13 protein-coding genes and 1 riboswitch are annotated in these 21,707 nt (G+C 36.9%); of the genes, 4 read left to right on the top strand and 9 right to left on the bottom strand.

Annotation, left to right across the window (positions count from 1 at the left end; translation table 11 throughout):
* Positions 1 to 26: 26 nt before the first annotated feature.
* Positions 27 to 2,792, bottom strand: a complete 2,766-nt coding sequence (locus ACFSQS_RS12735; protein ID WP_388019513.1) for a carboxypeptidase regulatory-like domain-containing protein — start codon at positions 2,790 to 2,792, stop codon at positions 27 to 29.
* 137 nt (positions 2,793 to 2,929) lie between these two features.
* Between ACFSQS_RS12735 and ACFSQS_RS12740 the strand changes: the two genes are divergently transcribed.
* Positions 2,930 to 4,018, top strand: a complete 1,089-nt coding sequence (locus ACFSQS_RS12740; RefSeq protein WP_388019516.1) for an endonuclease/exonuclease/phosphatase family protein — start codon at positions 2,930 to 2,932, stop codon at positions 4,016 to 4,018.
* A 94-nt stretch (positions 4,019 to 4,112) separates the two neighbouring features.
* On the opposite strand, the gene ACFSQS_RS12745 is transcribed toward ACFSQS_RS12740, so the two are convergent.
* The 8 genes from ACFSQS_RS12745 to ACFSQS_RS12780 all read right to left on the bottom strand — a co-directional run bounded on the left by ACFSQS_RS12745 (position 4,113) and on the right by ACFSQS_RS12780 (position 14,862).
* Positions 4,113 to 4,550: a hypothetical protein gene (locus ACFSQS_RS12745; RefSeq protein ID WP_388019519.1), complete on the bottom strand. Its 438-nt coding sequence runs from the start codon at positions 4,548 to 4,550 to the stop codon at positions 4,113 to 4,115.
* Between the two features lie 99 nt (positions 4,551 to 4,649).
* The gene (locus ACFSQS_RS12750) at positions 4,650 to 7,232 is read right to left on the bottom strand and encodes a TonB-dependent receptor (protein ID WP_388019522.1); all 2,583 of its coding nucleotides are present in this window, start codon (positions 7,230 to 7,232) and stop codon (positions 4,650 to 4,652) included.
* A 165-nt stretch (positions 7,233 to 7,397) separates the two neighbouring features.
* Positions 7,398 to 9,017 carry a glucose-6-phosphate isomerase gene (pgi, locus tag ACFSQS_RS12755; protein ID WP_388019525.1) on the bottom strand — a complete coding sequence of 540 codons (1,620 nt, stop codon included), beginning with the start codon at positions 9,015 to 9,017 and terminating at the stop codon, positions 7,398 to 7,400.
* A gap of 1 nt (position 9,018) precedes the next feature.
* Positions 9,019 to 10,320, bottom strand: coding sequence for a M23 family metallopeptidase (locus ACFSQS_RS12760; RefSeq protein ID WP_388019528.1), 1,302 nt, complete (start codon positions 10,318 to 10,320; stop codon positions 9,019 to 9,021).
* Entirely contained in the window at positions 10,302 to 11,219 is a 918-nt protein-coding gene (locus tag ACFSQS_RS12765) for a tryptophan 2,3-dioxygenase family protein (protein WP_388019531.1), read from the bottom strand. Before ACFSQS_RS12765 ends, ACFSQS_RS12760 begins: the two co-directional genes overlap by 19 nt.
* Before the next feature lie 7 nt (positions 11,220 to 11,226).
* Complete coding sequence (locus ACFSQS_RS12770; RefSeq protein WP_388019534.1) at positions 11,227 to 12,009, bottom strand: DUF3108 domain-containing protein; 783 nt, start codon at positions 12,007 to 12,009, stop codon at positions 11,227 to 11,229.
* Positions 12,010 to 12,449: 440 nt separating this feature from the next.
* Positions 12,450 to 13,562, bottom strand: a complete 1,113-nt coding sequence (gene leuB, locus ACFSQS_RS12775; RefSeq protein WP_388019537.1) for a 3-isopropylmalate dehydrogenase — start codon at positions 13,560 to 13,562, stop codon at positions 12,450 to 12,452.
* 124 nt (positions 13,563 to 13,686) lie between these two features.
* The gene (locus ACFSQS_RS12780; RefSeq protein ID WP_388019540.1) at positions 13,687 to 14,862 is read right to left on the bottom strand and encodes a 2-isopropylmalate synthase; all 1,176 of its coding nucleotides are present in this window, start codon (positions 14,860 to 14,862) and stop codon (positions 13,687 to 13,689) included.
* Between the two features lie 148 nt (positions 14,863 to 15,010).
* Between ACFSQS_RS12780 and ACFSQS_RS12785 the strand changes: the two genes are divergently transcribed.
* The 3 genes from ACFSQS_RS12785 (at position 15,011) to thrA (ending at position 21,640) form a co-directional block, all read left to right on the top strand.
* Positions 15,011 to 16,564, top strand: a complete 1,554-nt coding sequence (locus ACFSQS_RS12785) for a hypothetical protein (protein WP_388019543.1) — start codon at positions 15,011 to 15,013, stop codon at positions 16,562 to 16,564.
* A gap of 85 nt (positions 16,565 to 16,649) precedes the next feature.
* Positions 16,650 to 16,774: riboswitch (SAM riboswitch) on the top strand.
* A 119-nt stretch (positions 16,775 to 16,893) separates the two neighbouring features.
* Positions 16,894 to 18,168 (top strand): O-acetylhomoserine aminocarboxypropyltransferase/cysteine synthase family protein, encoded by a 1,275-nt coding sequence (locus tag ACFSQS_RS12790; protein ID WP_388019546.1) that lies wholly within the window; start codon positions 16,894 to 16,896, stop codon positions 18,166 to 18,168.
* 70 nt (positions 18,169 to 18,238) lie between these two features.
* The gene (gene thrA / locus ACFSQS_RS12795; RefSeq protein ID WP_388019549.1) at positions 18,239 to 21,640 is read left to right on the top strand and encodes a bifunctional aspartate kinase/homoserine dehydrogenase I; all 3,402 of its coding nucleotides are present in this window, start codon (positions 18,239 to 18,241) and stop codon (positions 21,638 to 21,640) included.
* Positions 21,641 to 21,707: the final 67 nt, after the last annotated feature.

Raw genomic sequence — 21,707 nt, forward strand, 5'->3', positions numbered from 1 at the left:
AATATTAAATTTTTCATGTTGTGTTTTTAAAATCTAAGGTTTACGTTTACAAAATAGGTGGTGCCTCGACCGTACCAGTATTTAGGGCCAAATCTTCTTTTTTCAAGATTTACATCGTCTCTTAATTCGTGATAGTTTGCATTTCTGCCTTGCTCGAAACCTCCAGACTTAAACTTTTTGTCTAACAGGTTGTTGATACTTGCAAAAACACTAATGTACTTATCGCCAAGTCTCCACGATTTTCCGCCTACCAGATTTACCACCATGTAATTATCAAACTGTTCTTGTTTTAACAGTTGGGTGGCGATGGCCTCATCGTAATCGTTAAATGGCAATCCATCAACATCAGAATAAAAGTTTCTGGTTCTGGTAAAAGGGTTTATATCTGCATAGGTATTGGAGAAAAAATTGGTTGTAGCGCCAAACCACCAATAATCTGGATCTCTGTATTCGAAACCAACCGAGTAAGCGCGTTGTGGCCCTCCGGCGATTTTATAGTTTTTTAAGTTTGCTTCGCCATAGGATATAGATCCATCGGCAGAGTTAAAGCTTGAGGAAGTTAGGTATAGATCTGGGTTGTTATCGTAGGTAAATTGTCCTACTGATGCAGCTCCTTTAAATTTAATGGTTGGAGTTACTTGTGCTTCAATGCCCAATTCTGCCCCAAAATGTTTCTTGTTTACACCTTGCAATACTTCTTGAACAAAGGCCGAGGTTTCGTTGTTTTCAATTTCAATACCACTTAGGCCATCTGCAAAATAAAACGAGACTTCGTTGGCATCTTTTATTTTAGAAAAATAGCCTGTAAGTTTTGCTTTAACAATCGAGGATCTAAAAATATAGCTGGCATCTAAGGCGCTTACTTTTTCTTCTTCTATATTTTTTACAATGCTATGGTTTTCTCTTGAGTTGGAATAGGTGTTGCGCAACCTTGGTGCTCTTGTAATGTAGCCCGCATTGGCATCAAATAAATGTTTTCCTGTTATTTTGTAGGTAAAGCCCGCTTTGGCGCCAAAACCCGTAAAAGATAGTTTTTCGCCTTTGCCTAACGATGCGTTGCCTGCAAACTTACTGTGCTCCCATAAGCCTTCGCGTTGGTATTTGGTGTTAGAAACGCTGCCTGAAAGATAGAAATCTATTTTATTGTACTTAAACTGGGCTTGGGCGTAGGCCGATATAACATCGGCATAGAGATTGTAGTTATATCTGTATTTTTCGCCTTCGCCGATAACTCTGTTTGGGTTTTGGTTATCGTATTGGAAATTATCAAACGAATCGACATTTAAAACACCGTTATTAGAGCCTAAAATATCGATAACTTCTCCAAAGTTTTCAGATTTTAATGTCTTGTAATTAACCGATGTGTTTAGCAAAATGTTCTCACTTAATTCAGCATTTAAAATAGAGTTGACGGTAAGTTGTTTGTCGTCGCTTCTGTCTTCATATAAAACATAGGCGGCGTTTAAACCGTTTATGTTGTTGGTTAAGTTGGCATCTAAAATGCGTTCCCAATCTATTTGTCCGTTGTTAATAAATTCTTGTTCGGCAAGGTAAGCGCCTGCGTAATCTGGCCCGTCATTATCAGCTAAAAAGTAACTTGGCAGCTTTTGGTAATAAGCCGGACTAGGGTTGGCGCCACCGCCATAGTCTAAGCGGCTATTGCCCAATTTGCCAAATTGGTAGCCTACATTTGTATTTAACCTTGTTTTGCTGTTAAAATCCCAGTAATGGTTGAGCATAAGTATGGGTTCTTCAACTTCTTTTATGCGCGAGTTGCGTTTTTCGCCATCTAAATAGCCCCAATATTCGTTGTAGGTTATGCCTTTTAAATCGTAAACTTCTTGGGTGTGCGGAGCCGATTTACCTCTTCGGTTTGGGGCATAGATAGAGACGAAATTTAAACTGTGCTTGTCGTTAAACACTTTTTCTATAGAGGCAAAAAAGGAATTGGAATCGTATAGGGTGCCATCTTGATAGCCCTCGTTACCCCATCTTCTGGCTAGCGAGAAGGTAAAAGCCCACCCATCGTGTATTAGCCCTGTGGCGTAGGTTGCCATAAGTCTGTTGGTGTAGCTTCTGTTTGAAGACGAATAGGTAACACGTCCGCCTGATCTGGCCTGAGATGCTCTTAGGTTAATATTGGTGGTGCCTAAAATACCGCCAAAATTGTAGCTTGAAGGTGTAAGGCCCGAGGTTAGTTCGCGGTTGCGCATCACATCGTTTAATCCGCCCCAATTGCTCCATTGCGGTCTTCCGTTGTACACTTTGTTCATTTCTATACCGTTAATTAATACCGAACCGTTATCGGAGTCTAAGCCTCTTACTCTGAAAAACGATGAGCTAAACTCGAAAGCCGCGGTACGCTGAAAGACATCTAGCGACGAAGATAAAAGCCCCGATATATTATCGGCACCACTGGTGTCGTCGTTCAATTCGTCATCTGCTAGCGTAATGGTAAACAAACCTTCTGTAACAGACGCCAATTCTAAGGTCATGTCTGTAATGTTTACGGTTTGGTTCTGGTTAACAACTATTGGGTACCTTTTGGTTAGGTACCCTAGTTTTGAAATTCTTAATACCTGTTCGCCCAAAGGTACATTTAAAGCGAATTCAAATTCACCCAAATTATTGGTTTGAGTGGATTGATTGGTTTTCTCAATAGTAATGGTTACATCTGGAATTGGCTCAAAAGAAACAGCATCCTTAACACTGCCTTTTATAAATGTTTGTTGGGCAAATGCTGTTGAAAACGAGAAAATTCCAAATAAAAAAATGAGTAAATTTTTTTTCATACTTGAATTTATAATTAATATCTTGATTGTTGTTAAATAAGCATTATTTAACAACAACAAATTTACGATATTTATAATAAATATTTACTTTTGGCGTAGCTTTTGTATTATAATAACGAAAAAATAATATTTCTTCAATGAGACACTTAAAATTAGCCTGTATCGCTTTAATCTTTTTTAGCATTTTTAATGTTAAAGCCCAAGAAAAAAAAGCTTATAAGGTACATACTATTGCGTTTTACAACTTAGAAAATTTGTTCGATACCATAAACGATCCTACAAAATTTGACGAAGCCAGCCCCATGATGGAACTAAAAGCCAACCGTAGCAAGGTTTATAAAAAGAAAATAAAAAACATGGCCCGTGTGATTGCTGATGTTGGGTTGGATGTAACACATAATGCACCTGCGGTTATTGGTGTGTCTGAGGTTGAAAACCGAACGGTTCTTGAGGACCTTGTAAACGATTCGCTATTGCTAGCTAAAGATTATGGCATAGTGCATTACAACTCGCCCGATGCCCGAGGTATAGATGTGGCGTTACTGTACCAAAAAAAAGTATTTACACCTATTAGTACGAGCAGCCACGAATTAAAGATTTACGATGATAGTAGCAGAAAACGTGTTTACACCAGAGACCAGTTGCTGGTAAGCGGTAATTTGGAGGGAGAGCAAATGCATTTTATTGTAAACCATTGGCCATCAAGACGTGGAGGCGAAGCGCGTAGCAGACCCAAACGTGTTGCAGCTGCCAAATTGAGCAAGCGGTTAATAGACTCTGTTCAAGCTATAGATCCGTATGCCAAGATTTTTGTTATGGGCGATTTTAACGACAACCCAAACAATGCGAGTGTTAAAGATGTTTTGAAAGCTAAAAAAGACAGAAAAAAAGTAGGTTTAAAAGGTATTTATAATCCGTTTGAAGGCTTTTATAAAAAAGGGTTGGGCTCTAATGCTTATAGAGATGCATGGAGCCTGTTCGATCAGATATTAATTACCAAGCCTTTATTGGAAAAAGATTTTTCGTCGTTTCGGTTTTATAAAGCAGGTGTTTTTAATAAGAATTACTTAATTAGTAAACGCGGACAGTATAAGGGTTACCCGAACCGCAGCTTTTCAAACGGAGCGTTTACAGATGGCTTTAGCGACCATTTTCCTGTTTTTGTTTATGTGATAAAAGAGGTTTCAACTGAATTGCCTAGCGCCTCCCAAAAAGGGATAAACTAAGCTTTAAAATACCTTGTTTTACGGTATAGGATTTATTAAAAAAGTCTGGTCGGGTTTTTAAACCCAACCAGACTTAAACTCTAAACTTTATATTTTAACCCATCCAAGAGTCCCACGGAATCCGAGATAAAAACAGCACTAAAGCAATGGTATAAAAAACAGCTATGGTTTTTAGTTTTGAAGCCGAGGTTAGTTTCTTTTTATGCTTAGAATACCCGATGGTAATTAAGGCAACGGCTAAAATGTTTACAAAAGGATGCTCAACAAGGTATAGGCGTGCTAAGGAATTACTCATTACTTTTCCTCCTAATTCTCTCCACAGCTCGAATCTTGGGGATACAAAATATAATATTAGCCCTATTAAAAATTGAATATGCGATACAATTAAGGAGAAAAGCGCTATTCTAAAATCTTTAGCGGTATATTCTTTATCGCCAAATGTTTTAATTAAGGCATTAATGGCGGCAATGATTAAAACCAGAAAAACAAGATATGCCCAATAGGAGTGCAGATTTAATATAGTTTCGTACATATTTTAAGCTTTATTGTTAGTTTTAGCAAATGTAATAATAATAGGTATAAAAAAACCGCTTCTTGCGAAGCGGTTTTTAATGTGTTGTTGTTTTTAAAATTAGAAGTTGTAACGCATACTAAAGTTCCATGTTCTGCCGTAACCAAATCTTACACGGTTTTCTACATTAACTCCATTCCAAGCTTCATCTCCAGCTTCAACATGTTTGTTTTCATCAGAATATTCAAGATAAACTTCGCTAAATATGTTGTTAACATTTAAACGGAATTGTAATGAGTTTGTATCGTCTTTTCCTAACATCCATTTATAAGAGATTCCTGCATCAACCGTGTCAAATGATGGTAATTCAATAGAGCCTTTGTTATTAGGGTTTGAAAACTCACTTCCGCCATAATTAGCATTGCCATAAAGTTTATCGTACTGATTCCAGTTTGCATCTACCTTGAACATAGGTAAAATTTCATAGTTTGCACCTATACCTGCGGTAAATTGAGAAGCATTACCAACTTTAGCACCATCAATATAACTTGTTCCTACTTCTGTTGGTGCACCACCGCCTTCTACAGTTTCAATAAGCGTTACATTACCATCATATTGCCAATTTCCAATTGATAAAAATCCTTGAAGTTGAAGCTTATCTGTTAATCTTGTGAAAATTTCCAGTTCACCACCGTAGTGTACTTGTTTAATAGGACTTGTAGAGTAGAACACATCTGCTATGTTGTCATTATCAGTATCTTCAGAATCGTAATCAATTCTGTTATCCCAAATTGTATAATACAAGTTCATGTTAACAGATACTTTGTCTCCCAAAAACTTATATCCTGCTTCAACACCTGTTACTTTTTGATTTTCATCACTTAAAGGGTTTAACTGGTTAGATTGCCTATCGTCGATAAATAAGTCACTATGATAAGGTTGACGTGAGTAATAGCCTGTATTTAAGAACACAGTGTTTTTGTCGTCAATTCGATATGCTCCACCTAGCTTAACATTAAACCCTGGATTGTTAACTTTTTCTGATACTTCGCCTTTACCTTCGGTTGAAGAGTTTCCATACTCTGTTCTAACATGTGATTGCGTTGATGCTGATCCTTGAAAAAATGCTGAAAATTTATTTTTAGTATACTCCAATTGACCAAATACCCCTAAATAATTGATGTCTTCTTCATAATCGTAATATGGATGTAAACGTTGCGCATGATCATCATTTGTATTAAACAATATGTTCCATGGGTTGATACCTCCAAAGGCTTTAGTTACTTCATAACTACCGCCATTATAAATACTAGAATCGCTTACCGAGTCAACCGATATAAATTCGTTTACACTTCTAAAGTGGATACCATTATATAAGCGTACATCTGCACCAACATTAAAGTTTAAATTTTCATTAATCTCATTGTTGTAGTTGGTTACTACACCATACCAGTTATGGTTGTTATTAGAACCTCTACCGTAAGTAACTACACCGTTAGAACTTCTTGATTGAACAAAGGCGCCCCTACCTAAAGAACCGTATAAAACAGTTGATAAAGATGATTTATCATTTATATCCCAATCCCAGTTTAAGTTCATTACTGGTTTGTGATATACATTTCTTCCGCCTGGATAAACACCAGAATTCAAATTATTTGGGCTATTTACACCTGTTGTATTCCAACCGTTGTAACGTCTTCCTCTGTCTTCTTCTAAAAAGTCTTTCAAGTCAGCATTTCCAGCAGCAGCATGCCATTGCGGTGCTCCAGTTAACATTAAGTTTAGGATGTGGTTATCGTTTACTTTGTAACCAAAAGATAAGAAATAGGTTTGACCTTGACCTTCAGTATGATCAACATAACCATCACCTCTCCAATGTCCAAATAACGCAGATACCGCTAAGCCGTTTTCCATTAAACCTGTTGAGTAATATGCAGTTGATTTTGTATAACCATCATTACCTAACATTTGTTGTAAAAAGCCACCTTCTTTTTTATCTACAGTTTTGGTAACAATGTTTACCGTACCACCAACTGAAGAAATAGCTAATTTTGAAGAACCTAAACCTCGTTGAACTTGTACTGCTTGAGCGACATCTAATACTCCAGACCAGTTTGACCAGTACATTTTACCATCTTCCATTCCATTAACAGGTTGCCCATTAAGTAAGAATGCTGTGTTAGTTTGGTCAAAACCTCTTAAAAACATTTGTCCGTCTCCAAATCCACCTCGTTGTGTAGTATGAACAGAAGGTGTTGACTTTAATAATTCAGGCAAATCAGAATTACCTGCTTTTTCTTGAATCCTATTTGCTTTAATTGTAGAAACAGCAATAGGTGTTTGTCTGTCTTCGGCTAAATCTATAACTCCTGAACCAACAATAACAATCTCTTCTAATGAGTTGTCTGGTGTTAAATTGATGTTTCCTAAGTCAACATTACCATCAAAAGATAAAGTTATGGAGCTATACCCAACATAAGAAATCACAAGTTGCCCTGAATTAGCTTGTGTAGTTAAGGTAAAATTCCCGTCAAAATCTGTAGAAACACCGTTTGTGGTGCCTTTTTCAACAATGTTGGCGCCTGGTAATGGTGCGTTAATCTCGGCATCTATTACCGTACCGCTTACACTGCTTTGTGCCATAATAACCGTAGTACATAACAATGCCACGGTTAGCATTAATAATTGAGTAGTTTTTTTCATAATTTTAAATGAATTATATTGAAATTAGTCGCTGCAAAAATACGTATAATTAAGTAATATGTATTGCCCGAATGTTAAGATGTTTAACATTTTAGACGAAAAAAAGACGAACATTTTTGAAGTATTCGTCTTTTTTTGTGTAAATATTATTAATATCTTAAAAAATTAATACAAATTTTTGTAATAATTTAACAGATTACTGGTGGATGAGTCATGATTGCCAATTGTGCTTTCTCCAAATTCGTTTAAGATTTTATTGGCCAATTGCTTGCCCAGTTCTACTCCAAATTGGTCGTAGCTAAAAATATTCCAAATAATGCCTTGTACAAATATTTTGTGCTCGTACATGGCTATTAATTTGCCCAAACTTTCAGGGGTTAGCTTATTTATAAAAATGGTGTTTGTTGGCTTGTTGCCTTTAAATATTTGGAATGGAATTATTGATTTGTCGGTTCCTTCGGTGATAACCTCGTCTTTGGTTTTGCCATTTAAAAGTGCTTCGGTTTGCGCTAAGAAGTTAGACATCAATTTATCCTGATGGTCTTGATTACCATGTAACGATTTTGCAAACCCAATAAAATCTGCTGGAATTAATTTTGTGCCTTGGTGGATAAGCTGAAAAAAGGCGTGCTGCGAATTGGTTCCGGGCTCGCCCCAAATTAAGGTTCCGGTTTGGTAATTTATGGCTTCTCCGTTTCTATCGACGCTTTTCCCGTTGCTTTCCATAATACCTTGCTGCAAATAGGTTGCAAATTGGTTTAGGTATTGCGAATATGCAATTACGGCTTCGCTTTCGGCTTTAAAAAAGTTGTTGTACCAAATGCTTATTAGCGCTAAAACAACGGGTATGTTTTTATTAAAATCTTCATTTTTAAAATGATTATCCATTTTGTTAGCACCTTTTAAAAGGCTATCAAAATTATTATAACCTACCGCTAGACTTATAGATAAGCCCACGGCACTCCACAGTGAAAAACGACCGCCAACCCAATCCCACATAGGGAATATGTTGTTTTGGTCTATTCCAAAATTCTTAACACTTTCAATATTTGTTGATACAGCAACAAAGTGTTTTGCAATAGCCTCTTGGGTTGCTGTTTTTAAAAACCAATCTTTAATGGTGTTGGCGTTCGATAAGGTTTCTTGAGTTGTAAATGTTTTTGAAACTACCACGAAAAGCGTGGTTTCTGGGTTTAGCTTTTTAATCACTTCGTTTACATGATCGCCATCAACATTACTTACAAAATGTGTTGTTAAATGATTTTTGTAATACTGTAGCGATTCAACAACCATTGCTGGCCCCAGATCTGAGCCTCCAATGCCAATATTTACAACATCGGTAAATGGTTTGCCTGTAAAGCCTTTTAAATCGCCATTTACAACCTTGTTTGTAAAACTTTCCATTTTTTGTTTTACTTGATGTATTTCTGGCATGACATTAACACCATCAACATAAAACTCAGCATTTTTAGGCGCTCGTAATGCGGTGTGCAAAACGGCTCGTCCTTCGGTTTTATTTATTTTTTCGCCCGAGAACTGACTTTTAATAGCGTCTTTTAACTTTACCTCGTTGGCCAATTCCAGCAGATATTTAAAGGTCTCTGTGGTGATTCTGTTTTTAGAAAAATCGACATAAAAATCATCCCAGGTAACGGTAAATGTATTTGCCCGTGTTCTATCTTGCGCAAACAGGTCTTTCATGTGTACCGTGTTGATGCTGTTGTAGTGCGATTGGAGTTTTTTCCAAGCCACTGTTGTGGTTGGGTTTATGTTTGGTAACGCCATGTTATGAATTTGCTTGTGTTATTATTGCTTGTTCTGATTGTTGTTCTGGTATTTCGGGTTCAAACTGGATGTTGTCCAATTGGTATTTAATGGGTTTTATATACTCTAAAAACTTGAATTTTAAAGAATCTGAAATGGGTTTGGCCTCTGGAAGCTTTTCTTTAAACGGATCTACTTGTTTGCCGTTTTTCCAGAAACGGTAGCAAACGTGCGGGCCACTGGTGTTACCCGTCATGCCAATCCAACCAATAACATCGCCTTGCTTAACAAAATCGCCTACTTTTACTTTTCTTTTTTGCATGTGCAGGTATTGGGTTTCGTAAGTGGCATTATGCCTTATTTTTACGTAATTGCCATTGCCGCCTTTTCTTCTGGATTCTGTTACGGTTCCGTTTGCTGTGGCCATAATTTCTGTACCCATTGGGGCCGCAAAATCTGTACCTCTATGGGCGCGAACATTGTAGCCGTAAACGGCTATGCGCCTTTTAAGGTTGTATCTGGATGATATTCTAGAATATTTTACGGGTGCTTTTAAAAAAGCGCGTCGTAGATTTTTGGCTTCATCGTTAAAATAATCGACAATGCCTTTAACCGAGTCGGTTTCAAATCTAAAGGCGTAAAAAGGTTCGTTTTTATGTTCAAAAAGTACTGCTTTTACATCGTGTACACCGCCGTAAATGGTGTCGTCTATATACTTGTCTGAGTAAATAACCTTAAAACGGTCTCCTTTTTGAAGTCTGTTAAAATCGATAGTCCAAGCATATATGTCGTCGGCCAGTTTGTTGGTTAAAACGGCACTTATTCCTTTTTCATCCAAGGTTTCAGAAATACTGCTTGTTATAACGCCCGATATAGTTTTTTCAACATATTTTATGGGCTTTCTGCTTTTAAAGGCATGAATGGAGTCTTTAAAATTGATAACGACATATTCTTCTTTATTGGGTTGGTAGATAAACGTTTCGGGCGTTTCCAAAGAGTCTTTGGAAAATAAGAGTGTGTATGGTTTTCCTTGTTGGAAAGACCGAATGATGTCGAAGGTGTCTTTTGCCTTTTCTGCAATATGGAATATTTTGGGGTAACCAACCTTGTTGCGCTCTAGAATCTCGCCAAAGCTATCGCCTTTTTTTACAGTATCTCTTTTAACGATGTAATTTTCCAGGTTAAATCCAAACTCTAAAATTTCTTTTGGTTTTTCTGCTATGGCTACTTCTTCCTGTAAAACAGGTGTTGGTTCTTGTTTGTTGTTTTTGCATCCCATGGCTGTTATGGCCAGAGCGACCAGTACTAGACATTTGTTCCCCATTCTTCTATTTCTTTTTCGGTCCATAATTCTGGAAAAAATATTCTTTTTTGGTATTTTGGGTGCATGTATTTTACCCATTCGCTTCCTCCTGTGGCTTCGGCAGTTTTACCGCCTATGTTTAGATAATGATTTGCCGTGTTGTAATGTGCCATTACCCATTTTATGTTTACCGTATAATCGTAATGGCGCATGGCTTTTATTAAATTCTTGTCTTCTTTAACCGCTTTTGGAAGCTCTCTAAATTTTGATAATAAATTATGCGTGTTGTAAAATTTGGTAAACCTAATAAATTCGTCTTTATATTTGTCTTCAAACGCTGATAAAGTGTAGCTTTTTTTTCCTGTTTTATAATCTTTTCCTGCGGCTTGCCAGTACAAATGTTCGAAAGCATGCTCGTAAGAGGTGTTTCTGTTAATAGTGTTTCTAAATCTTTTATCTATGAGGTTGATAAGCTCTGTAGATGCAAATTCGATTTTTCGGTATTGTGCGCTTTGAAAACCGCTTGCTGGTGTTAGTGTGGTTCTAAATTTGTTGTATTGATCCACGTCCATCCCGTCCTTCATAATGGTAAACGATGATGTAAGCATGTCAAAATAACGGCTTATCCGCATTAATTTTGAGGTAAATAATTCGGCATTAACGGCATCGTGTTTTGCTATTTGATCGATTTCGCCCAATATCATTTTAAATAACAGCTCGTTTATTTGATGGTACATAATAAAGACCATCTCGTCTGGAAAATTGGTACGTTGTACCTGCAGGCTTAATAGGGCATCGGTTTGTATGTAATCCCAGTAGTTTAGGGGCTTACTGTGCAGAAGGCCTTCTAGGTGGGCCTCTAAATCTTGGTCTATGGCCTTGTATTTTTCTTTAAGCTGGTTGGTTATTTTTGTACTCAAAACGTCTTTAATTTTCAACTACTATCTTAAAAGGGTGTTTTAAGCCCTTAAAAGCCTCAAGGTCTGCCCTTAGAGAGCCAACTGCTAAATCGGCCTTAATTCGCAAAGGTACTTTATTTTTGTCTTTCGACACCCAAAGCGTTAAACTTTCTTCTTCTTTAAAAACACGGCCTGCCATAACATAGGGCCTGAATTTTAAGGCTTCAACGTTTCCAAAATCAGTGCTTATGGTCTCGCTGCCCAAATACTGCAATTTAAAGCCGTAGGTTTCTTCGTCAAAAAACATATCAATCTTAAACTCGTCGCCAATTTTTAATGTGCTAACATTAATGTTGTTGCGCAGGTAATAATAGGTAGATACCATATCTTGAATATTGGGCTTAGTGTTTATTGTTGTTTTTTTCTTGTGCTTTTTGTCGTGTACGTGCGCCTTGTTGTTTATCTGGTCAAACTCTATTTCTATATCTTTGGTGTGCCCGCCCTCGTAAATATTCCTTACAAACTTATAAGGTATTAAGGTATGCTTGTCGAAATAGCTTTCGTAGCGGTCCTTAACTTTAAAAAACCATTTTATCATGCCTGTGGTCCAGCCTTTGCCAACCACATGATATACATCTTTATTGTTTATTTTAGAATCTTTAACCGTTAGTGTGGCATTACCGGCTTTTAAAAAGCCACTATAGCTCATTTTAAATTTAAACCATTCGCCATTGCCAAAAGCTTTTTCCTGTTGCGAAAAAACTATTTGCATGCTGCCTAAGGTTAGTAATATAAGTAGTATTTTTTTCATGCTATATTGGGTAACGGATATTGTAACTCCTTGATTATATATTTATTGCTGTATGCAGGAAATTACAATTACTGTTCCAAAAATATAAAAAATCTGCACACAGCCTGTTATTATAAGAAGCTCTTAACATTTTTTTGTTACATCGGGTTTAAAATTATGCTCACATTTTTTTTCTATTTCGATGGAAGGGTGTGGTATGCAATATCACAGGTTTTGGTAAGTTGCGAATTAATAAATAAACAAGGTGTTTAAAAACACTAAAAAAGCACATGTGCCAAATGTTAATTAGTAGGGGCTGCCTGCATTTTTTATACTTTTTTTTGAGTTGGTTTAGTTGATAATTGCGCGTTTGCCAAAGTTGTAAGCGTGCAATTTGTTTTGGGCCAATTATTTTGAAATGGGACTTTATAATATGAACAAAAAATTATTTTGGCAATAGCTTAAATAATAGTGGATTGCCCTAGGTGTATGTTTTTAAAGTTAAGGTTGGTTTCTTCGGGATTGTTTATATAATCTTCAATAAAATCGCCCACTTTTGTGGTGCTAATGTTGTCGTATTTCATATTCAGGTCTGGAGTGGTAATATGAAGTTTCAACGACTTGTCAACAGCTTGTCTCACCAAATCTGCTTCTTTATCTAGCCCAAAATGTTCCAGCAACATGGCGGCCGATAAAATAGAGGCAATAGGGTTTGCAACACCTTTGTTGGCAAATTTACCATAAGCACCGTGTACAGGCTCAAACATGGCATGCTTGTCGTTTATAGATGCCGATGCCAACAAACCAATGGTGCCAATAATAACGCTGGCTTCTTCAGATAAGATGTCGCCAAACATATTTTCGGTTAAAATAACATCAAACTGCCTTGGGTTTATTATAAGTTCCATGGCTGCATTATCTATGTAGAGAAACTCTAATTTAACATCTGGGTATTGGGAGGCCAATTCTTGTACCACTTTGCGCCACAAACGGGAGGTTGCCAATGCATTGGCTTTATCTACCAAAGTAAGCTTTCCTTTTCTGGATTGAGCTGCTTTAAAGGCCAAATGCGCAATGCGTTCTATTTCAAAGCGGGAGTACTCGCATATGTCGGAAGCCGAATGGTTTGTGTAATTTTTTTCTCCAAAGTAAATGCCTCCGGTAAGTTCGCGATAAATTAAAATATCGGTATCTCGTATTTGCTTGATTTTTAATGAAGATTTGTACAGTAAATCCTCATAGGCGATAATGGGTCTTATATTGGCATAGAGATCGAGCGATTTTCTGAGGCCCAAAAGCCCATATTCCGGACGTACTTTGGCATCGGGATCCATATCGTATTTGGGGCTTCCTATGGCGCCAAATAAAATAGCATCTGCGTTTTTGCAAATGCTAAGGGTTTCGTTAGGTAAGGCTTCTCCTGTTTTGTCTATTGCCGAAGCGCCAACAAGGCCATAGTTAAAAGTGAAAATATGCCCAAATTCCATAGCTATGGCCTTTAAAGCCTTAACGGCTTGTACGGTAACCTCTGGGCCAATACCATCGCCTGGTAAAACGGCAATATTTAATTTCATTTAGATTTGTATTAAGTGTTCCGTTTGTTCATTAACTCTCAAATTTAAGAATTAATGTGCATCGATTTACAAAAATGACAATAATAACGGAAAACTAGAAACAAATCTCTAGTATTTTTTTAAATTATGTTGAAATAATTTCCTTATAAATTCTGCTTTTTTCTATAATTTGGTGTATGTCATTGTCGTTAACCTCTTTCTTTTTATCGGCAAAATCTAAAAAGTTGGTGTAGATTTCATCTAGCTGAAGCTTTGTTAATTCGTAGCCAATATTTTTTGCTCGGTACGCCAAAGCTGCTCTGCCGCTTCTTGCTGTTAGCACAATGGCAGATTCGGTTACCCCAACATCTTTAGGGTCTATAATTTCGTAGGTTTCACGGTTTTTAATCACACCGTCTTGGTGTATTCCAGAGCTATGCGCAAAGGCATTGGCACCAACAATGGCTTTGTTGGGCTGTGTGTAAATGCCCATACTGTCTGATACCAATTGGCTAATACCATATAGCATTTCGGTTTTAATATTGGTGTCTAGATTTAGGTAAGGGTGTTGTTTTAAAATCATAACAACTTCTTCTAAAGCGGTGTTTCCGGCACGTTCTCCAATACCGTTAATGGTACATTCTATTTGGCGCGCACCGTTAATAACACCTTCAATGGAATTTGCTGTTGCCAAACCTAAATCGTTGTGGCAATGGCAAGACAAAATAGCTTTATCAATACCTTTTACGTTTTCTTTTAAGTATTTTATTTTTGCACCGTATTCGTGTGGTAAACAGTAACCTGTTGTGTCTGGAATGTTTAAAACCGTAGCTCCGGCCTTTATAACTGCTTCGCAAACACGCGCTAAATAGGCGTTATCGGTTCTTCCGGCATCTTCGGCATAAAACTCGACATCTTCAACAAAGGATTTGGCATAACTAACGGCTTTTACGGCACGTTCTATTATGGCATCTTGAGTCGATTTGAATTTGTGTTTTATATGGGATTCCGAAGTGCCAATACCAGTATGTATTCGTGGTGTTTTGGCATATTTTAAGGCCTCGGCAGCCACTTTTATATCGTTTTCAACAGAGCGTGTTAACCCACAAACTGTTGCATGTTTTACAATTTTAGATATTTCTTCAACCGATTTAAAATCACCGGGACTCGACACCGGAAAGCCAGCCTCAATAATGTTTACACCTAAGCTGTCAAGCTGTTCGGCTATAATTAATTTTTGCTCAGTGTTGAGTTTGCAGCCCGGGACCTGCTCGCCATCACGAAGTGTTGTATCAAAAATTTGGACGTTATTATTAGACATTTAGTATAATATATTTTTGTATTGCACTACGAATGTATATTTTGGTTTCGTAAAACGAGAATTAAACATACATTTTTTACGATGTTTAACTTGAATTATTGAACTGCAATCAATTGAAAGTGAGAAAGTTAAACGCGTTTTGGTAATTATGACAAAAGAGCAAAAAGATAATCTGTTTGTATTGGTAAAATCGCTGTCTAAATCTGAAAAAAGACAATTTAAGCTTTATGTGGGAAGATTAGGGGTAAACGAAGATTCTAAATTTTTGATGCTTTTTAACATTCTCGATAAGCTTTCGGTTTACAACGAAGCCGCTATTTTAAAAAAAGGCATTGTAAAAAAACAGCAACTATCAAATTTAAAAGCACACCTTTACAAACAGATTCTTATTAGCTTAAGGCTTAACCCCTCGCATCAAAACATAAGGATCCAAATACGTGAGCAACTCGATTTTGCCACCATTTTATATCACAAAGGCCTGTATAAGCAAAGCCTTAAAATATTAGATAAAGCGAAAACCTTGGCTATAAACAACGAAGAAAAAAACGTTGCTTACGAAATTGTAGAACTCGAAAAAATAATCGAATCGCAATACATAACACGAAGCTTAAGCAATAGGGCAGACGAGCTAACCAAACAAGCAAAAACCTTGAGCTTACAAAATGTATTGGCCAGTAAATTGTCTAATTTATCATTGCAGTTATACGGATTGTTTTTAAAAACAGGCTACATAAAAAACGATACCGAGCATAAGCGCATTACAAAATATTTTTATGACAGACTGCCAAAATACGACATAAACAAATTAGGATTTAGAGAAAAATTATGGCTTTACAAAGCTTACTTGTGGTACAGCTTTTTAACCCTGGATTTTTTAGCCTGTTATAAGTATGCCTCAAAATGGGTCGATCTGTTTTACGAAAACAAAAATATGATCGTGCTAAATCCGGTCTTTTTTTTAAGAGGGAACCATTATTTGCTAGAAGCACTGTTTTATTTAAGGCACTATGAAAAATTTAAACAAACCTTGTTTAAGTTAGAAGAAATAACCACAGAAAAATGGTTTCCTTTAGACGATAATAACGAAAGTTTGGCCTTTTTGTATATTTATAACAATAAGCTAAATATGCATTTTATTGAAGGCAGCTTTACCCAAGGGCTGCCCTTAATCGATAGCGTTTTAGAACAATTAAACAAGTACAAAAACCGCATAGACGAGCACCATGTTATGGTATTTTATTATAAAATAGCGAGCATGTATTTTGGTGCCGGCGAAAATAAAAAATGCATACAGTTTTTAGATAAGATAATAAGCAATAAATCGTTGCAAATGCGCGAAGACTTGCTCTGTTTCTCAAGGATATTAAACTTGGTGGCCCACTACGAAGCCGGAATGGATTACAATTTAGATGTCTTAATAAAAAGCACGTACAAGTTTTTAATTAAAATGGAAGATTTATACGAAGTGCAAAAAGAATTCATCAAGTTTTTAAGAGGTTTGGGCGATATTTATCCCCAAGATGTGAAAGCCGAATTTATAAAACTTCATAAAAAATTGAAGCAGTTTGAAGACGATCCTTATGAAAGCAGAGCGTTTCTTTATTTAGACATCATTTCGTGGCTGGAATCGAAAATTGAAAACAAACCTGTTGGTCTGGTAATCAGTAATAAATTTGAAGTCCAAATATTGAAAAATCAATAATTTTAAAAAAAAAAATAAAAAAAATTAGGTTTTTAATTTTTTCTGAACGAATATTTGCACTCACAAAGTTCAATAACTTATTGGAATGTTATCAAGAAAGGCGGAGGGAATAGACCCTGTGAAGCCTTAGCAACCTCCCGATTTTTCGGGGAAGGTGCTAAATTCTACCCTGTTCTGAACGCGTTTCAGAATCTCAAGGATAGATAACCAAAAAATTACGTCCAGTAATTTTAATAATTTCTTTTTAACATTTTTCTATTAAGTATACCATTTATGGTGCATTTTGACTTTTGATTTAATCAATTTATTAACTCAAAAAAATTAGAAAAATGAGCACACAAAAATTAGCAACAAATGCATTGCACGCAGGACACGATGTAACTACAAACGGAGGAACACGAGCAGTTCCTATTTACCAAACCACATCGTATGTTTTTAATAATTCAGATCATGCGGCAAACCTATTTTCATTACAAGAATTAGGGTTTATTTACACGCGTTTAAACAATCCCACAAACCAAATTTTACAAGAGCGTTTGGCCGCAGTTGAAGGTGGCGTAGGCGCTGTAGTGTTCGCTTCTGGAACAGCAGCAATTGCAACTGGTTTGCTAACCTTGTTAAAAGCCGGCGACCATATTGTAGCCTCAAGTAGTTTATACGGCGGAACGTACAATTTGCTTAGCGTAACCTTACCTCGTTTAGGTATTAAAACAACCTTTGTTGATGCCTCAAACCCAGAAAATTTTGCTGATGCCGTACAAGATAATACGAGAGCCTTTTTTGTTGAATCGTTGGGTAACCCAAAATTGGATGTGTTAGATTTGGAAGGCATTTCGGTACACTCAAAAGCAGCTGGCGTGCCTTTTATTGTTGATAATACAGTGGCAACACCAGTATTATTAAATCCACTAAAGCACGGTGCCGATATTGTAATCCATTCCTTAACTAAATATATTGGCGGACAAGGCACTTCGCTAGGAGGAGCGATTATTGATGGCGGAACCTTTAACTGGGGCAATGGTAAATTTCCTGAATTTACAGAGCCATCGGCCGGTTACCACGGGTTAAAGTATTACGAAACCTTGGGCGCGGCATCGTATGTTTTTAAATTAATTTTAGAAGGCCTAAGAGATTTTGGTGGCGCTTTAAGTCCAACAAACGCATTCAATATTATCCAAGGCTTAGAAACCTTGCCAGTTAGAATAAAACAACATAGCGAAAACGCTCTGGAAATTGCAAAGTGGTTAGAAGCGCAAGACGAAGTGGCTTGGGTAAACTACCCAGGTTTAGAGTCTAGCAAGTATAAAAAACTGGCCGATAAATATTTGCCAAAAGGACAAAGCGGTATTGTAACCTTTGGGCATAAAGGTGGTTTTGATGCGGCAAAGAAAATAGCAGATAATACCAAATTGTTTTCGTTGCTTGCCAACATTGGAGATACTAAATCGCTTATTATTCACCCAGCAAGTACAACACATCAACAATTGGATGATGCAGAGCAAGCATCGGCAGGTGTGTCTTCAGATTTAATCAGGCTATCAGTCGGTATTGAAGATATTGATGATTTAAAAGCAGATTTAAAAGCGGCTTTTAAAACCATTTAATTAAAACCAATCCAGTCAGACCAGTCAGGTTTCTAAAACCTGACTGGTCTTGATAAAGAAAAAATAAGCATTGAAACATCCATTACAACATATTAACATTAAAGGTTTTGAAACCGAAAACAAGGTTCAAATATCTAAAATTAAACTAAGCTATCAAGTGTTTGGTAAGCCTCTGGGAAGCGCGCCAATAGTTTTGGTAAATCATGCTTTAACAGGAAATAGCAATGTGGCTGGAAATGATGGCTGGTGGAAAGATTTAATAGGCGATGATAAGGTTATCGATACCAAGCTTTACTCTGTTTTAGCCTTTAATATCCCAGGTAACGGTTTTGATGGTTTTGTTATTGAAAACTATAAGGATTTTGTAGCAAGAGATATTGCGAATCTGTTTTTAACGGGATTAGAAAAGTTGAAAATAAACCAATTGTTTGCAATTATTGGCGGATCGTTGGGTGGCGGAATTGCTTGGGAAATGGCAGTTTTAAAACCAGATTTAACGCAGCATTTAATACCTGTGGCTACCGATTGGAAATCTACCGATTGGTTAATTGCAAATTGCCAAATACAGGAGCAGTTTTTGTTAAATTCCAAAAACCCAGTGCACGATGCCAGAATGCACGCCATGCTCTGTTACCGAACACCGGAATCTTTTAAGGAGCGTTTTCACCGTTCAAAAAATAAGGATTTAGAAATTTTTAATGTCGAGAGCTGGTTGCTTCACCACGGCAATAAATTGCAAGAACGGTTTCAGCTTTCTGCTTATAAATTAATGAATCAGTTGCTAAAAACCATCGATGTTACAAAAAACAGAACAAACGATTTTAATGTTTTAGAAAACATAAAAGCCAACATTCATATCATAGGAGTCGATTCCGATTTGTTTTTTACTGCCGAAGAAAACAGGCAAACCCACAAACAGTTGGCACTTACAAACCCTAATGTTACGTACAACGAAATTAATTCGGTACACGGGCACGATGCGTTTTTAATAGAATACGAGCAGTTGGAAAAAATAATAGAAGGCATTTTCGTGCCCAATTCTAAAAAAAGAAAAATGAAAATATTAAAGTTTGGAGGTAAATCTTTAGCAAATGGAGATGGTTTGCACAAAGTGCTTTCCATTATAGAAAACAAAGTTAACGATGGCGAAAAAATAGCCGTTGTAGTTTCGGCAAGAGGCAATGCCACAGATGATTTAGAAGCTATTTTAAACAAAGCTTTAAAAGGTGAAGATTACCAAGAATCGTTGCAAGCGTTTAAAGCCTACCAAAAAGAACCTTTAAAAACAATCGATTTTTCTGAAGAATTTTCAACCCTCGACAAACTGTTTGAAGGCGTAAGTTTATTACGGGACTACAGTCAGAAAACTAAAGATGAAGTTTTGGCACAAGGCGAATTGCTATCGGTTAAATTAGTGTCTGCTTTACTAAATGAAAGCGGCATAAAAGCCAAAGCCACAGATTCGAGACAACTGATAAAAACCGATGAAAATTTCGGGAATGCGCAACCTATTTCTCAGCAAACCAAAGCGCATATTAATAATTACTTTAAGCAAAACAATGGCGAAACCGTTAACATTGTAACGGGTTTTATTGCTTCAAATTCAAGAGGCGAAACCACAACTTTGGGCAGAAACGGCAGTAATTATTCGGCTGCATTATTGGCCAATCATTTAGATGCCGATGAGCTTCAAAACTATACCCACGTTAACGGCATTTACACGGCAAATCCCGATTTGGTAGCCGATGCCCAAAAAATAAGGGAGCTGTCGTTTAGCGAAGCCAACGAGCTGGCAAATTTTGGCACCACCGTTTTGCACGCCAAAACCATAATTCCTTTAGTAGAAAAAAATATCAGTCTTCGTATTTTAAACACCTTTAATCCCGACGATGAGGGCACTTTAATTACCGCCAAACCAAGCTCTAAAGAAGTAACCTCGCTATCGGTTTTAGATAACGTGGCGTTGTTGAATTTAGAAGGCCGCGGCTTGTTGGGGAAAATTGGTGTCGATGCCAGAATTTTTAGAGCCTTAAGCGACCACGGCATTAGCGTGAGCATTATTTCACAAGGCTCGTCGGAGCGCGGTATTGGCTTAATTATAGATGCACAAAAAGCAACCCAAGCCGTTATTGCCTTAGAGCGCGAATTCGAAAAAGATTTTTACTCGCAAGACGTTAATAAAATTGAAGTGGTTGACGATGTGTCGGTTATTTCCATAATCGGTATCGAGTTAAGCTCGTTTCATAAACCGTTTAACGCCCTAATTAAAAACCAGATTACACCGTTGCTTTTCAACAATACGGTTACCGGCAGAAACGTGAGTTTGGTGGTAAAAAAAGACCAATTGCACAAAGCGGTTAACGTAATTCACGGCGAGGTTTTCGGTATTTCAAAAAAGATAAATATTGCCATTTTTGGTCATGGCGGCGTTGGTGGCGCGTTGATAAATCAGATTTTAAAATCTAAAAACGAGATTGAAAAACGAAAAGGCATCAGCCTAAATGTGTTTGCCATTGCCAACTCCAGAAAACTTATTTTAAATAAAAACGGCGTTGATAAAAATTGGAAAGAAGCTTTAAAATCGACAAGTTTAAAAAGTAATATTGAAGACATTATCGCTTTCGCGGAAACACATCATTTAGAAAATTTAATTGCCGTTGATAATACAGCGAGCACAGATTTTCATCAAAATTATATCCCGCTTATAGAGGCTGGTTTCGATTTGGTATCGTCAAACAAAATAGCCAATACCATTTCGCACGATTTTTATACCAATTTAAGAGCGCAATTAAAAGAGCATAACAAACAATATTTGTACGAAACTACTGTTGGTGCTGGCTTACCATTAATTGATACCATTAAATTGTTGCACGAATCTGGAGAAAACATAACCAGAATTAGAGGCGTATTTTCAGGAACTTTGAGTTATTTGTTCAATAATTTTTCGGTGCAAGACAAACCGTTTAGCGAAATTATTCAAGAAACCATTGACAAAGGATTTACCGAACCCGACCCGAGAGAAGATTTTTCAGGAAACGATGTTGCAAGAAAGTTGTTAATTTTAGCCAGAGAATTAGATTTGCAAAATGAATTTGAAGATGTTGAGGTGTTAAATCTTATTCCGGAAGCCTATCAAAATATTTCTGTGGAATCCTTTTTAAGCCAATTGAATGTTTTAGATGAACAATATCAGAAGATAAAAGATAATCAAGAAGCAGGACATGTTTTGAGGTATGTTGGCGATCTGTCGGGCGATTTATCAAAAGACAAAGGAAACCTGGAAGTAAAATTGGTATCTATTCCAGAAGATAGCACGTTGGGGCACGTAAAAGGAAGCGACGCCATTTTTGAGATTTTTACCGAAAGTTACGGCGAGCAACCCATAGTTATTCAAGGCGCAGGCGCAGGCGCCGAGGTTACTGCACGAGGTGTTTTTGGAGATATTTTAAGGTTGTCGAAACATATTAATTAAAATCGGTAACAGATCTCTTACTTGGAGGTGTTAGGGGGTGGGTTTTTAAAACTTAAAATATGCAAAC

This window comes from Gelatiniphilus marinus, from assembly GCF_042684345.1.
In the GTDB taxonomy this organism is placed as follows: domain Bacteria; phylum Bacteroidota; class Bacteroidia; order Flavobacteriales; family Flavobacteriaceae; genus Gelatiniphilus; species Gelatiniphilus marinus.

Coding starts and splice junctions, on each gene's coding strand:
- ACFSQS_RS12735 (WP_388019513.1), bottom strand. CDS start 2,792: ATGAAAAAAAATTTACTCATTTTTTTATTTGGAATTTTCTCGTTTTCA.
- ACFSQS_RS12740 (WP_388019516.1), top strand. CDS start 2,930: ATGAGACACTTAAAATTAGCCTGTATCGCTTTAATCTTTTTTAGCATT.
- ACFSQS_RS12745 (WP_388019519.1), bottom strand. CDS start 4,550: ATGTACGAAACTATATTAAATCTGCACTCCTATTGGGCATATCTTGTT.
- ACFSQS_RS12750 (WP_388019522.1), bottom strand. CDS start 7,232: ATGAAAAAAACTACTCAATTATTAATGCTAACCGTGGCATTGTTATGT.
- pgi (WP_388019525.1), bottom strand. CDS start 9,017: ATGGCGTTACCAAACATAAACCCAACCACAACAGTGGCTTGGAAAAAA.
- ACFSQS_RS12760 (WP_388019528.1), bottom strand. CDS start 10,320: ATGGGGAACAAATGTCTAGTACTGGTCGCTCTGGCCATAACAGCCATG.
- ACFSQS_RS12770 (WP_388019534.1), bottom strand. CDS start 12,009: ATGAAAAAAATACTACTTATATTACTAACCTTAGGCAGCATGCAAATA.
- leuB (WP_388019537.1), bottom strand. CDS start 13,562: ATGAAATTAAATATTGCCGTTTTACCAGGCGATGGTATTGGCCCAGAG.
- ACFSQS_RS12780 (WP_388019540.1), bottom strand. CDS start 14,862: ATGTCTAATAATAACGTCCAAATTTTTGATACAACACTTCGTGATGGC.
- ACFSQS_RS12785 (WP_388019543.1), top strand. CDS start 15,011: ATGACAAAAGAGCAAAAAGATAATCTGTTTGTATTGGTAAAATCGCTG.
- ACFSQS_RS12790 (WP_388019546.1), top strand. CDS start 16,894: ATGAGCACACAAAAATTAGCAACAAATGCATTGCACGCAGGACACGAT.